14 protein-coding genes are annotated in these 13,793 nt (G+C 41.8%); 6 read left to right on the forward strand and 8 right to left on the reverse strand.

Annotation, left to right across the window (positions count from 1 at the left end; all coding sequences use genetic code 11):
- The first annotated feature begins 213 nt into the window (after positions 1-213).
- Together PQ469_RS19605 and PQ469_RS19610 are read left to right on the forward strand one after the other, a co-directional pair.
- Positions 214-3,798: a T9SS type A sorting domain-containing protein gene (locus tag PQ469_RS19605; RefSeq protein WP_274209201.1), complete on the forward strand. Its 3,585-nt coding sequence runs from the start codon at positions 214-216 to the stop codon at positions 3,796-3,798.
- 26 nt (positions 3,799-3,824) lie between these two features.
- A complete protein-coding gene (locus tag PQ469_RS19610; RefSeq protein WP_274209202.1) occupies positions 3,825-4,037 on the forward strand; it encodes a hypothetical protein in 213 nt (70 codons plus the stop codon).
- A gap of 52 nt (positions 4,038-4,089) precedes the next feature.
- Here PQ469_RS19610 and PQ469_RS19615 read toward each other — a convergent pair whose 3' ends face one another.
- The 6 genes from PQ469_RS19615 to PQ469_RS19640 form a co-directional block, all read right to left on the reverse strand.
- Complete coding sequence (locus PQ469_RS19615) at positions 4,090-4,746, reverse strand: DUF4136 domain-containing protein (protein ID WP_274209203.1); 657 nt, start codon at positions 4,744-4,746, stop codon at positions 4,090-4,092.
- Positions 4,747-4,810: 64 nt separating this feature from the next.
- Entirely contained in the window at positions 4,811-5,389 is a 579-nt protein-coding gene (locus tag PQ469_RS19620) for a Maf family protein (protein WP_274209204.1), read from the reverse strand.
- Between the two features lie 149 nt (positions 5,390-5,538).
- The gene (locus PQ469_RS19625; RefSeq protein WP_090648371.1) at positions 5,539-6,060 is read right to left on the reverse strand and encodes a KdsC family phosphatase; all 522 of its coding nucleotides are present in this window, start codon (positions 6,058-6,060) and stop codon (positions 5,539-5,541) included.
- A gap of 119 nt (positions 6,061-6,179) precedes the next feature.
- Positions 6,180-6,422, reverse strand: a complete 243-nt coding sequence (iscX, locus tag PQ469_RS19630) for a Fe-S cluster assembly protein IscX (protein WP_090648366.1) — start codon at positions 6,420-6,422, stop codon at positions 6,180-6,182.
- Positions 6,423-6,549: 127 nt separating this feature from the next.
- Positions 6,550-6,882 (reverse strand): 2Fe-2S iron-sulfur cluster-binding protein, encoded by a 333-nt coding sequence (locus PQ469_RS19635; protein ID WP_274209205.1) that lies wholly within the window; start codon positions 6,880-6,882, stop codon positions 6,550-6,552.
- A 19-nt stretch (positions 6,883-6,901) separates the two neighbouring features.
- The gene (locus PQ469_RS19640; protein WP_274209206.1) at positions 6,902-7,684 is read right to left on the reverse strand and encodes a Rossmann-like and DUF2520 domain-containing protein; all 783 of its coding nucleotides are present in this window, start codon (positions 7,682-7,684) and stop codon (positions 6,902-6,904) included.
- 82 nt (positions 7,685-7,766) lie between these two features.
- On the opposite strand from PQ469_RS19640, the gene PQ469_RS19645 reads away from it, so the two are divergent.
- Positions 7,767-8,693 carry an alpha/beta fold hydrolase gene (locus PQ469_RS19645; RefSeq protein ID WP_090648354.1) on the forward strand — a complete coding sequence of 309 codons (927 nt, stop codon included), beginning with the start codon at positions 7,767-7,769 and terminating at the stop codon, positions 8,691-8,693.
- A gap of 115 nt (positions 8,694-8,808) precedes the next feature.
- Here PQ469_RS19645 and PQ469_RS19650 read toward each other — a convergent pair whose 3' ends face one another.
- Entirely contained in the window at positions 8,809-10,335 is a 1,527-nt protein-coding gene (locus tag PQ469_RS19650) for a family 43 glycosylhydrolase (protein ID WP_274209207.1), read from the reverse strand.
- 407 nt (positions 10,336-10,742) lie between these two features.
- Between PQ469_RS19650 and PQ469_RS19655 the strand changes: the two genes are divergently transcribed.
- The 3 genes from PQ469_RS19655 to PQ469_RS19665 all read left to right on the forward strand — a co-directional run bounded on the left by PQ469_RS19655 (position 10,743) and on the right by PQ469_RS19665 (position 13,130).
- Positions 10,743-11,486 (forward strand): hypothetical protein, encoded by a 744-nt coding sequence (locus PQ469_RS19655; RefSeq protein ID WP_274209208.1) that lies wholly within the window; start codon positions 10,743-10,745, stop codon positions 11,484-11,486.
- A gap of 123 nt (positions 11,487-11,609) precedes the next feature.
- Positions 11,610-12,329, forward strand: coding sequence for a hypothetical protein (locus PQ469_RS19660; protein WP_274209209.1), 720 nt, complete (start codon positions 11,610-11,612; stop codon positions 12,327-12,329).
- A gap of 21 nt (positions 12,330-12,350) precedes the next feature.
- Positions 12,351-13,130 carry a hypothetical protein gene (locus PQ469_RS19665; RefSeq protein WP_274209210.1) on the forward strand — a complete coding sequence of 260 codons (780 nt, stop codon included), beginning with the start codon at positions 12,351-12,353 and terminating at the stop codon, positions 13,128-13,130.
- On the opposite strand, the gene PQ469_RS19670 is transcribed toward PQ469_RS19665, so the two are convergent.
- Positions 13,075-13,788: a phytanoyl-CoA dioxygenase family protein gene (locus PQ469_RS19670; protein WP_274209211.1), complete on the reverse strand. Its 714-nt coding sequence runs from the start codon at positions 13,786-13,788 to the stop codon at positions 13,075-13,077. The genes PQ469_RS19665 and PQ469_RS19670 overlap by 56 nt on opposite strands.
- Positions 13,789-13,793: the final 5 nt, after the last annotated feature.

The following is a 13,793-nucleotide window of genomic DNA, read 5'->3' on the forward strand; positions in this document are numbered from 1 at the left end:
TTCTTATAGGATACAATTCCAAATGCCACTTTCCGCACCAGAAAACATTCTTTTCCTTAGATGAAAATAACAACAGCATTCCAGCAACGCTTTTTGAAACTTTTTTAAAAAGAAGTCGTTTTTTTATCGATTTTTTATTTAGATAATGTAATTATTGAAATTTTTGATAGTTTTATGCGATTAAATTCCTCTAACGCCCTTTAATTAAATTATTTGAAAACACGCATACTTTTAGGAGTTTTACTATTGTTTTTGGTACTATTTAGTAAACCGGCAACAGCCGCTTCATACTATTGGACAGGCAGCGGCGGAAACACCAGCTGGAACAATTCTGGTAATTGGTACAATCTCACAACTCTTGGTCTCACTTCAGGTTCACCTTCCACAAGTGACGATGCCTATATCGGTGTTTCCATATTAGGTATTAACGTTTTCTCCGGCTCTCAGCAACCTAATGTTAATACTGCAATTACCTGCGCCAATTTATATTTATCAAACAGTGCTACCGTAACGCTAACGATAAATAATAATTTAACCGTGTCCGGTTCTATTAACATCAACGGGCCAGTTACAATTACGGGCTCTGCCACTTTAAAAGGTGCTACTTTTAATGTTGGGTTTACAGGCACACTTACCGATAACGTAAACGTAACCATCACGGGTGCTTCGTCTGTTACCAATGGATATGCTTCCATAATAAATATAGGCTCGGGCTATACACTTACCATGACAGGGGGCTTAACGATTGGTTCTTTTAGCACCACAACGCTCACTCTTTCGGGTTCGGGTACTGCATCTATCAGCGGATCTTCCAGTCTTAGTCAACTCGCAACATTAACCAACAGCGCAGTTTTAAAGTTTAATTCAAGCGCTACCGTAACGTTTAATAACAATTGTTCCTTTACCAATTCGGGTACGGTAACAGCAACAAGTACTGCCTTTACACTACAAGGTACAAATAACTTTATCAATAATTCTGGTTCCTTTACCAGTACCGGCGGCAGTATCAACTTCACATCGGGCGGTACCGGCGGATATTTCAAAAACACAAATATTTTTACTATATCCTCCTCATGCACTCTTACGTTCGGTAATAGCTCCGAATACTTACAAAACTCCGGTTCGGGGGTATTCTCGGCAAGCAGCAGCATAATAAACTTGTCCGGAGCAAGCGCGTATACTGATAATTCAGCAACTTTTAAAGCAACTGCCTGTACGTTTAATTTTAACAACGGTAATTATATCAAAAACTCGGGTACATTCACCACACAAACCGGTTGTGTATTCAATGTATCAACAAGCAGTGCCTATATCCTTAACACGGCCAATTATTATGATCACGGATCTACTTACAACCTGTCGGGATATGGTTCCAGTTTTCAAAACACCGGTTCAAGCGCTGTAGTAGTTGCCAGGGGGGCAACTTTCAACGGAACCACCAATACCATGTCGATGACAAATAGTGGCACCTTTACGGCCGATTCCACGTCATATATCAACCTGGGCACTTACCAATCCGGACTTACCAATACCGGTGTTTTCAATGCCGGCACCTCGGGCTCTCCGTGTACAATTACATTAAGCGCACAGGCTTGTTTTATTACTAACACCGGCAGTTCATCACAATCTGCCTATTTCAATCTTGGTTCAACTTCCATCATCGATCTTTCATCAGGTTATCAGCCCGTTGTAACCAATACCAACAATGCTTATTCGTTTTTCACCTTAATGTCTGATGCTTTAGGCTCCGCCGCCTTTGATCAGATATCATCTACCGGCTATAACTCAGGTACCGTGGCAATTGCAGGCACATATAACATTCAACGTTTTGTAAGCGGCGGAAACCTTTCGACCAACCGGGGGTACAGAATTTTTTCTTCGCCTACCAATATTACAAACGCCTACTCTACCAGCACTACTTATACCAATTACATCACTTTAAATACGTTAAAAAACAGTTATACCGTATATAGCAGTTTAACAGCCAATACAAGCTATCCCGGCGCATTTACTGCAGGTCCATCGGGAGGAACAGGGTTTAGCTATATTAATCCCAATGGCAACTCCATTATTTATTTTTATGACGAAACAAAGGCTGTAAGTAATACCAGTTTCAGTTCGGGCAAACACGTCGGGGTTACCTCTATCGGCGCCAGTACAGTTACCTTAAATGGTGTCGGGGCGGTAAGCATGCCAGTAGGCAATGGCTATCTACTTTATTATGTTGGCCCCAATAGCCGTACCGATGGCACTACAGGCAACCCATTGGATTGTTATATTACCAATGTAGGATATGTAAACCAGGGCGATGTTACAGTAGCGTTATGGTATACCCCAAAAAACGGCTCATCAAATTCAACTACGGGTAAACTATCCTATTCGCTAACTACGCTCACCGGCGGTGCTGGTTATAACATGGTTGGCAATCCTTACCCCAGCACTATCAATATAGCCACCGTGCTGGGCCATAACTCAAACATAAGTACCGCTTATTTGCTAAATAAAACCAATAGCCCCGGCCAGGCTTATTATGCCTACACAGCCAACGGCACATCGGCGCCCGGTATTGGTTACGCCTTAAGCGGCGAGGGTTTCCTGGTACGTACAACAAGCGGGGGCAACTCGTTAACATTTAAAGAAACTGATAAAGTTGCCACCCAACAGCTTACCGGCAGCAACCTTCTTATGTCGGCACCAAAAGCCCAAACATTAACAATAGATGGCACCGGTAAATCTTTTAAAAGTGCCGGCATGATATCTTCGCTCCAAACTACTTCTGTTAAAGAAGTAGATGCACAGGGCAACCCACTTACCGGTTTATATGTAAAAATTGAAAAAGATAGCCTGGCATATGATTACTGCGGCGTGTATTTTAGAAACGACTGGCAAGATAAATTTGACGAAAATTTAGATGCCTTAGACCTTGATGTAAGCAGTTCAAGTGTATTATTGTCCAGCCTGTCATCCGATGGGATGCATACCGCTGTAAAGCATTTCCCCGATTATAAAAAAGGCGTTAATATTAAATTTTATGCCAATGGTAAAACAGATGGCTTATATAATTTAAAAATTGAAGGAATCCGTAACATTGATACCAATAATTACAAAATAACCCTGCTTGACCACTTTAAAAAAGACTCATTAGACATAGGACGTTATAAATCTTACGCTTTCAATATCTTAAAAAGTGACACCAACACTTTTGGCGCCAATCGTTTTGAACTAACTATCCGGCAATTGCCAACTGCCAGGTATCAACTGGCAAGTTTTACCGCCCAAAAGGCGACAGACGGCGTGCTGGTTACCTGGCGTGCTTACAATGAAGGTGATAATTATTTTTATACGCTTGAAAAACAACAGGCAAATGGTACCGATTATACTTCTTTATATCAAATACAAAGCAATGGTGGCACAATTTATAAGTACACCGATAAAACACCAAACACCGGCAACAATATTTACCGCCTAAAACAGGTAGATCTGTTTGGTAACATCACATACTCGGGCCTTGTTAGTATTTACTACGATAAAAGCGGCAACGGCAATATGTTTAGCGTTTATCCGAACCCTATAGCCGAAACATTGAACGTTAATGTTACCAGTGGAAAATCGGATGCTACGTCTGTTGGATATAAGTTAAATATTTATGATGCAACAGGTTCATTAGTGCTGCAAAAAACAGCTGACAGCAACACCTTTAGCCAAAACGTTTCGCAATTTAAACCCGGTATTTACATAGTTGAATTGAAGGATAATGGCGGCAGTTCATTGGGGAAAGCAAAATTTATAAAAAAATAATACAATTAAAACAGATGAAGATTTGTGTGTACAGATTAAATGTTAAAGTGTTAACTGCACTATTCTTATTATGGATGATACCCTTTGTTAGCAATGCCCAGGGCGATTTACCATGTTATGATGCTGACCCTTTTGATACGGCCTGCCCGTTGGATACCTGGGTAATTATGTTGGTAGCAGCAGCCGGAGTATTTACCGTTATCCATTTGCACCGTAAACAAAAATCCCTCCGGGCCTGATGGGTCCGAAGGGATTTTTAAATTTATTGCTTGCAGGTGAAATAAATTTGTATTAAGCTTTTTTTGTGTCCAAGGCAACCGGTGTATGGCCTGTATAATTGAGGTTAAGTTGTTGTAATATCCCGTTAACTACCTTTGGCAGTTCTTTTAATGTGGTTTTTGGGTTGTGTAATTCGCCAACACCAAAACCACGCCATACCAGCTGCCTGGTGTTACGGTCAATAATGTCAATAATCAGGGTACCCTCTTTGTAAGGCACACGGGCTACAACACCACCACTATAGTAAGGATATCCCCAGCCATAGCCGAAGCCACCGTACCCATAAAATGGACGGTATCCCCAACCAAAACCACCCCAACCCCAGCCAGAGTAAAGCGTACCATAATAAGCAGGGTAAAATTCATTTTTTACGCCCCTACCTGTTACGGTTGAATAACTTACCAATAAATCCGGATCAGTTTCCTGTAATTTCAACCCTTTGGCTGTCAATGACTCGATGGTAGCTTCTTTAACCTTCTCGTCGGCAATTTCCTTTTTCACTACGCCACCTGCCTTGTTTGGCTGCGCATCTGGCGGCAACCAGGCAAAGGTGCGATAGGATGTAAGATTAGTTTTGTTTTTTGCTGCGGTGTAATAATTGTAACTGCTGCAAGCAGACAAGGCAGATACCAGCAACAGTATCAACCCTGTATTAAAAATTGTTTTCATGACAAATTGCTCCCTTATATATTTACCGTTAGACAATGCAGAAACGAAAGGTTTAATTTAAATATTATTTATTTAAATTAACTAACTGGGCATACAGCTTCTCGGTAGGTAAACCAACCACATTGGTGTAAGATCCGCTTAGTTTTTCGATGCCGATAAGGCCTATCCGTTCCTGGATACCATATGAACCGGCCTTATCCAACGGGTTATATCGGGTAACATAACCACTTATCTCATCCAAAGTAAGCTTACGAAAAAACACTTCGGATACATCAAAAAAAACATTGTATTGGTGCTTATACAGCAGGCAAACCCCGGTAATCACCTGGTGCACTTTGCCCGATAACATTTGCAGCATCTCCACAGCATGTGCCGGAGTTTCGGGTTTGCCTAATATCAATCCATCAACACAAACAATGGTATCGGCAGTAAGTACCACCTCATCCCGCACGGTTTGGTCAAAAGCTTCGGCTTTTTTACGGGCTATGTAAACGGCTACCTCCGGCGGTGTTAAACCTTCTGGGTACGATTCATCCACATCCTTCAATACCACCTCAAACTCCATATCCATCAAACGCAAAAGCTCCTGCCTGCGCGGCGATTTGGATGCAAGAATGATTTTTGGAATGGGATTGTTGTTCATGGTTAATAGTTCATTGTTGATGGTTCATAGTAAAATTACCGCTTAAGGATTAAAGCTGCCATGAACCATCAACCATGATCCATGAACTAAAAATTCAAGACAGTTTGAAACAGCCATGAACCATAAACTATGATCCATGAACTAAAAACCTACCAGCTATACGCCTCTTCGCTCATCCACCTGTCTTGTACTTTAAGCACTTTTTCAATAATATCACGGGCACAGCCTTTGCCGCCGCCGTATGGCGAAACGTAGGCGCTTAAAGCTTTTATCTCTTCAACAGCATCAGCAGGGCAAACAGGCAGGCCAGCAAGCTTCATTACTTCCAGGTCGGGAATATCATCGCCCATGTACAGTACGTTGGTAGCAATAATGGCCTTCTCCTCCAGGTAAATTTTAAACCGCTGCGATTTGGTATGCGTGCCCATATAAACATCATTGATACCCAGGCTATTTAAACGATAAATAGCGCTTTTTGAACGGCTGCCCGATATGGCGCAAACATTATATCCACATTTTACGGCAAGCTGTAAAGCATAACCATCTTTAATATTAAAGGCACGGCTTTGCTCGCCGCTATCCGTCACAAAAACAGATCCATCGGTAAGCACACCATCCACATCAAAAATAAACGTGGTTATATCTTTTAATTTATTCAGGAACGATTCCATCTAATTATGATTACACTGATTTTAGGTGATTACACCGATTAGATTGATTGTTGAATTGTAAACTGATTACTGATAAAAACATATAACCACTCACCACTCTTTACTCACAACTCACCACTCTATTGATTATCCCGCCATTCATATACCCAGGCCGATTGAATTTGCTCCAGGTGACCTTCGTTTGATTCTTCCCGTTTACCGGCAAAGTTAGGCAGGCTTAAAACCCATTCTAACAGTTCGGTAAAGCGGATGCGGTATATTTTCGATTCGCCAAAATCATCGCCAAACTTTTCGTAAAGCTCCATGGCAATATCTTCGTAATCGTTCCAGTGAATGGGTAAGGCAAATTTATTATCGCTCATCTTTTATAGGTTGTACGTAATACATTTTACGTGATACGTTTTTTATTTGGTTTAATAATTATCTGCATGGCTTCTTCACGTACAACGTAAAACGTGCCACGTAAAGCCTCACAAACTTTAAAGGTCATCAATGCCCCATAAATGCCGATTGATCCGGTATGGTAACTTCTATATCACCATCAATGATCACACACTGACAGCCCAGGCGCGATGTTATACGCGGGTTTACAGCCCTGTCGATAAAATCTTCTTCTTTATCTGATATTTCCTGGATGTTATCCATCCCTTTGTTTACGTAAACATGGCAGGTGCTGCATCCGCAAACGCCGCCGCAATTGTGCTGTAGTTCAATGCCGTTCTCCAGGCATACGTCCAAAACAGATTCTCCCTCGGCTATTGGCAGCTCAACCGTTTCGTGCCCCTTCTCCTCGAAGTTTATCTTTACTTTAAAAATGTTCATTTAGGCAAAAGTAACAAAATTACTTATCCTCATGCCCACCATTGTTGTTTTTGATAATACCCTGACTTAATAATGTATACATTGCCTGCAAATGCGGCTGCCCCTCAAGCATTTGAAGGTGGGCGGCCATGGTGGTTTGATCGTTACGTACCGCGGGGCCGGTTTGTACAGGTGCCGGGAGTTGCTGTTGTACCTTTTGGGCTGTTTCTAATATCAAGGGTCTCAGCAAATTAAAGTCCATTTCATGGCCTGCAAGCAGTTGTTGGGCCACACCGTATAAATAATTAGGAAAATTACAGGCAAATACTGCTGCCAGGTGCAATATTTTGCGTCCGGCCGAGTTAATGCTATAAATGCTATTGCTAACGGTGGCTGCAAGTTCCTTAATATCAGCATATATGCTATCATTTGCGGCTTCAATACACAAGGGCACAGTTAAAAAATTAACTTCGCGGATTTTGCTAAATGTTTGCAGGGGATAAAGCACACCTGCCTTATTAGTGTATTTTAATAAAACATCAAGGCTGGTTGAGCCTGATGTATGTACAATTAATTTTTGATGTACGGCCAATGCTTCGGCAATTTGGGCAATAGCATCATCCTTTATCGAAATAATAAAAATATCAGTTTCGGAACTGATCTCAGTAAGCTGGTTTATGGCTGCAGCCCCAACATGGTAAGCCAACAGGGCCGCATTGTGCATGTTAGGACTGTAAACCTGCACTATACGATGCCCGGCATTTTTAAATGCCGCAGCCATGTGGGTTGCTACGTTGCCCGATCCGATAAATGTTAAGCGCATATAAATTTTACATTTAATGTAAAAATCGGTTAACTACCGATTAAATATTTGTGTATTTTAGTAATCATCATCCTAATACCTCATGAAAATACTCAAAGCAAGCATAATAATTATAATATTCTTGGTCGGTGCGGCTACTTTAATACTATATGGTTTTTATAAATATAATAATAAAGAGAAAAAAATATTAACCGATGCCGACCGTAAAAACATTGCCGGCAGTTTTATCAAATTAAGCCAGGGCGTTACCCATTATGAATTAAAAGGTCCCGAAAATGGCGAAGTTATTGTGCTTGTACACGGCTTTAGCGTACCATATTATATATGGGACGGAACTTATGAATATCTTATTAATAAAGGCTATAAAGTATTACGATATGATACCTATGGCCGGGGCTATTCTGACAGGCCCGACGTTACTTATAATAAAGAACTATATACCAATCAACTGCTGGAACTGATAAGCCAGCTAAAGTTACAGGCCGGCAAAGTAAACCTTGCAGGCGTATCATTCGGCGGCAAAATTGTAACCGACTTTACCTGCCAGCATCCTGATATAGTGAACAAAGTTATACTTATTGACCCGGTATACGAACAGCAGAGGCCAAAAGCGCCTAAATATTTAGCCATGTATAACGAAGCTGTAAACTCCGACGAGCGGGCGGCCGGGCAGGTTACCGATTTTAAATATCCTAAACAGCACCCCGGGTGGAAAAAATTATACCTGCCGCAAATGCAGTACAAAGGTTTCCGGAATGCGCTGATTTCAACGCTTTATGATTATGAAAACCAAGGCCGCCAAAGTTACGTTTGCCTTAATGGCGCCAATAAACCGGTTTTACTTATATGGGGCAAAGACGATAAAACCGTACCTTTCGGCTACAGCGACACCATACGCAACATTTTGAAAGTGAGCTTTTTCCCGGTTACCGATGCCGCGCATTTGCCTTTTTTAGAAAAACCCGATTTGGTAAACCCAAAAATTGTTTCGTTTTTAAAACAGGGATAGTGATTGTTAATTGGTTTGGCGTTGCAAAGCCCGCGATAGAGTGAGTTTAACATTAAAAGACCGGCTTCAATATCGAAAACCGGTCTTTTAATATCATATGATTGAAGTATAACCGTTAAGGCACTAGGCTCCACAACTCGGCATCGTACTGGTTTTCGTACCATTGCTCCAGCTTGGTGCCGGGGGTGGTATTGCTATTGGGCACGTTTAACGCCAGTAAGCTGCGGCGGCTGATGATCTTGAAATAGCCGCTGCCCATATCCTGAACCCGCCATTCCTGCGCATTGCCGCCCACATCGTTCCATTCTATCAAAATATTACCGGCGCTTAACGAGTTGCCAGCATCATCCAAACACAAATTACTTGCAGCCGATTTGATTTTATAATAACCATTACCCAAACTGGTAAATACCCATTTTTGCGCTATGTTGCCGTTATCTGTCCACTCCTGTAATTGTGTACCTGGTGTAGTTGAACCGCCCGGCACATCCAGGCATTGCCCGGTAACTTTTGATTTAATGCGATAGGTGCCATTGGCTATGGGCATGCTATAGCTGGTACCAATAGCGGGCGCAGGAATTGGGATACCTTTTTCAATAGGGTACCCCAAAAAGGGCACGTCGCCATCCCAGGCAAATTGCTGGGTCATGATCCTTCTGTCCCAGCCCGAGCCATCAGCATTGGCGGCATGGTATACAATCCACCACTGGATATTATCGGGCGATTTTACAAACGACGCGTGCCCCGGACCAAATACATTACCAAATTTGGCAAATGCCGGGGTTGACTGCTTTGTCCACGATGCTTTTGACATTAAGTTGCCGTTGGTACAGGTAAGGCGGCCAAGGCAATAATCGTTAGTCCAGCTGCCGCTTGCCGAATAGATAACGCTTACCGTTGTGCCGCTTACCAGTGTTTCGGGGCCTTCGTTCACGGTTGGCGTGCCCACCTTTTCCCAGGCATAATCGGGCCGCGAGATCTCGACCCTTTGGCTGTTGATGGTATAAGGATTGCTCATGGTAGCTATATACAGGTATTGCGACACATTGGTGGTACCCTCCCAGCCCGACCATATAAAATAAGTTACCCCGTTATACACAAACGGAGAGCCGTCAATTGCCCAATTATCGGTAGTGGCAGCCAGTTTGGCTTTGTAGTTGTACCCACCGTTCAGGGGATCATTGGCATCGGCGCCCCCCTCAAGCACATGCATGCGGTGGTTGTTGTTATTACCATCATCGGCGGCAAAGTATACATACCAGCGCCCACCCAGGAAATGCAGCTCGGGTGCCCATAAATCGCTCGAATAGCTGGTACCCGCCGGTGGTGTAAAAATATACGTTTTGGTTTGCTGCAGAATGCTTTGCAGTGCCGATGATTTGGCTATCCAAAGCCGGCCGCCGTCCGATCCGCAGTAATAGTAATAGCTGCCAATGCGTATCACCCATGGATCATAATAGCTGCCATTATCAATAGAGGGCAGCGCATTGGTAAAAATGGCCGACAAACTGTTGGTTTTGGATTTCGACGATTGACTTGAATCGGCAGCCGCTGCTCTTTTTAAGTTGGCTTTTGTTTTTTGGCAACTGTTAAATAATAACATCGACGCGATGGCCGATAGGATCAGAAACTTGTTTTTCATATTATAGGTTATTGGTTAGCATTCATGCAATACAGCTTCGCATCATAACGTCAGGCACCCAAACCGTCGTTTTACCGGCACACCAAACCATCCCGCCCTCATTTTATAAAGAAGCGAAAACGACCGGTATCCGTATTGTAGAACAAATTCGGGTTAACTCAATAAGATGTTAAGCAATAGTTATTGTTTATAAATTGGTGTTTATAAGCGCGCTTGATGGTTTGCTTAATAAGCAAGCAAATAACTTTATTTACAGGGAAACTATTGAATATCAACGTATCAATAGTTAGTTAAATCGTATCAATTTTTGAGGGAATAGTGGATTGCCTTAAACCAACGGCCTTAGTGAACGCTAAATATTTACGTTTTTAAAGGATGCTTAATCGTTTTATTGATAACTTTCATCAATGAAACTTAAATTATTGCTTTGCTTATTGTTGATTACCAACCTCCGACTGTTTGGAAGCATCCTCAATACCGATACACTCAGGAGACATCAGGCTAAGCCGGTAAAAAAAGCGCCATTAATAGTTGAGCCTCCTGCTGTCGTTGTCCGGCGGTCTGTAAAGGGGTACAAAAAACAATTTGACGACTGTGTTTTCACCAATAAATATTCAGCGAAGCAAAGGTTAAAAATGTACCCTTACACAAATGCCGCCAGGATTCTGGCTGTATCGTTTGACGGGGGAGACCAGCCCAATGAACCATTGAAAACTGATACTCCAAAAGCCAAGCCTTTGTCGTATCAAGAACTTCAATGGCAAAAAGGATTAGTTATCAGCAACAACAAATTAGATTATTCTACCCTGATAGAAGTTAAAACGTTAAGTATTGCTGATATTTATAAGCTTACAAACATCATTTACAATACCGATTACAAAAAGGTTTTACCAAATGCCGTTAGCATCGGCCATAACTGTTTTGAGCCAAGAAACGGAATTATTTTTTTAAATAAAAAGGGTAGCGTAATTGATTACCTGGAGATATGCTTTGAATGCAAACAATATGAATCGAAATATAACAAATTAGATGTAGGCGAATACTGTACCCAGAAGTTTGACATGTTAAGGCAGTTCTTTAAAAGTGTTGGTGTAAAATATGGCACCAACCCTTCCGGTTCAAATGATCATTATGTGGGAGCTGGTAAATAATTTGATGGATACCTTATTACATTGCAACTGAAAGCAGGGCGACAAACTCAGTGGTGCCGAGCGAATCATAACGGGCGTTCAATAGCGTTTTTTTAAGTTTCCGCTTTTAACTAACTTGAGCCAATGAAACCTAAATTACTACTGTGCATTTTTGTATTGCTGAGTTTTAGTTGTTATGCAAACACTCCTCCTTTAAAAAAAGATACCAGCTATACTATTGCACAAGCAAGAAGAATGGCTAAAAAACGCATAACGATAACCAGGGAAACGATTAAAGGTTATCGGCCGGGCTTTGATAATTGCATTTTTACCAACCAGTATATTGTAGCTAATCGGCTAAAGAAATACCCGTACTCGGCGGCAATTAAAATCATGTTGGTATCATATTACGGTGGCGGACAACCAAATCAGGATATTAAAATCGATTCGCCTTTCACTGCTCCTATACCAACAGCTCACAAGCAGGACAAGCATTACTTAGGCTTAGTTATCAAGAATAAAAAATTGGATTACTCGACACTGATAGAAACAAAAGTTTTAAACCGTAAACAGGTTGAAGAACTTACCAATATCGTTTTCAACTATGACTTTTCCGGTATGAAAAACTACACAGTTACAGGTTTTGCAGCGTGTTTTGAGCCAAGAAATTCGATTTTATTTTTTGATAAAAACGGGAAAATATTTGACCATCTTGACATTTGTTTCCACTGTAACAATTATGAATCCACTTCAAAGAATTTAAGTATAGGGGCAAACTGCGCTCAAAAATTCGATATGCTTGCCCGGTTTTTTATTAAAGCAGGAGTAAGATATGGAGCGGATAACAAAGTACCATTAGATTAATCGCAACAAAACCTAATCGTCATGAAATTGAAGTTGATAGTGCTGCTGTCGATCCTTACTACCTTACACTGTTCCGCGGCTAACAACATGTTGGGCATCGATACCACCAAACATAGCGCAACCTCATTAAAAAAACCGGCGTATCCATTACCGCCAAAATCGCCCGAAGAAGCCAGGCGGATGTTTAAACCCTGGTATAGCGACTGCACATTCACAAACCGATATAGCGTACAAAAACGATTGCAAAAATATCCCTTTTCAAAAGCGGCCAAGATATTAGCTATTTCTTATCATTCATTAGAGGTACCATCGCCCAAAAAAAATGACAGTTTAGCACCTGGCTTCATGTCGCCAAAAAATATATTGCTGCGTGGTGGCTTTAAAATCAGGGCGGATACGCTTGACCTGTCAACTATATTGGAATGCAAAACCCTGAGCAAACCACAAATCAGCGAACTAACTAACATCATTTTCAATACAAACTTCAAGCACACCGGCAATAACATAACCGGAGGGGCATCGTGTTATGAACCACGCAACGCGTTTGTATTTATTAATAAAAAGGGTGAAATTTATGATTACCTTGAAATTTGCTTTGCCTGCCAACACTATTCCTCAAAGTCGGACAAATTAGATGTAGGTGCCGAGTGTACTCAAAAATATGAACTCCTAAGAAGATACTTTAAAAGCTTGAACATCAGATTTGGCATTAAAAAAGGCATGACGTGGAACGACGATCAATCCTTTAAACTGAAAGCCGCTCCGCCCAGTTCAATCCACCATCCAGTTCAGCGCGGCTAAACTCGATATGTACTACTCGTCTTCTTTTATTATTGGTAGTACGGTTTGACGCATGGAGCAGCAAGGGTCGCATAATCATTACACTGCCGGCGTTTACATTGCAGGTAGTTTCAGTTTCCAGCTCCCAGTTAATGGTTTCGGGGCGATACACGCCTTTTTGATGCGATGCGGGCATAACCTTTAGCGCACCGTTTTCGCCGTTGGTATCGTCGAGATGAATGCGGATGGTGAAGTTATTTTGCAGGATAGTTAAGGGCGGCTGTACGCCAAACTGGTTTTGTTTTACCGTCCAGGGGCCGTAGCCGGGAGTATCGGTCCTCTTATCAACCACAATGGTTAAATCCTGGTGCCAGGCTACAAACCAGTTGCTTAGTTCGGGTTTATCAAAGTAAATGGATTTAGTAACAAAGTATCCTTCACCGAATAGCTCCCGGATGAGTTCCTTTAGCTTTGGGTTAAAAATTAAAGGAACCACCTGCGGCAGTTCCTTTAAAAATTGCCTGATGGCAAACAAATCGTCAGTTTTACGATAGGCGGGGTTTGATTGGTCGGCCGCTTCAATCGCAGTTATAATGCTGTTAACCTCGGCCTGGGTGTAAATATCATTTACAATGGCAAATCCATCGTTTAAAATATTGTCCTGTTGTGTTATTACCACAGCCG

The sequence above is a fragment of the Mucilaginibacter sp. KACC 22773 genome (assembly GCF_028736215.1).
GTDB lineage: Bacteria > Bacteroidota > Bacteroidia > Sphingobacteriales > Sphingobacteriaceae > Mucilaginibacter.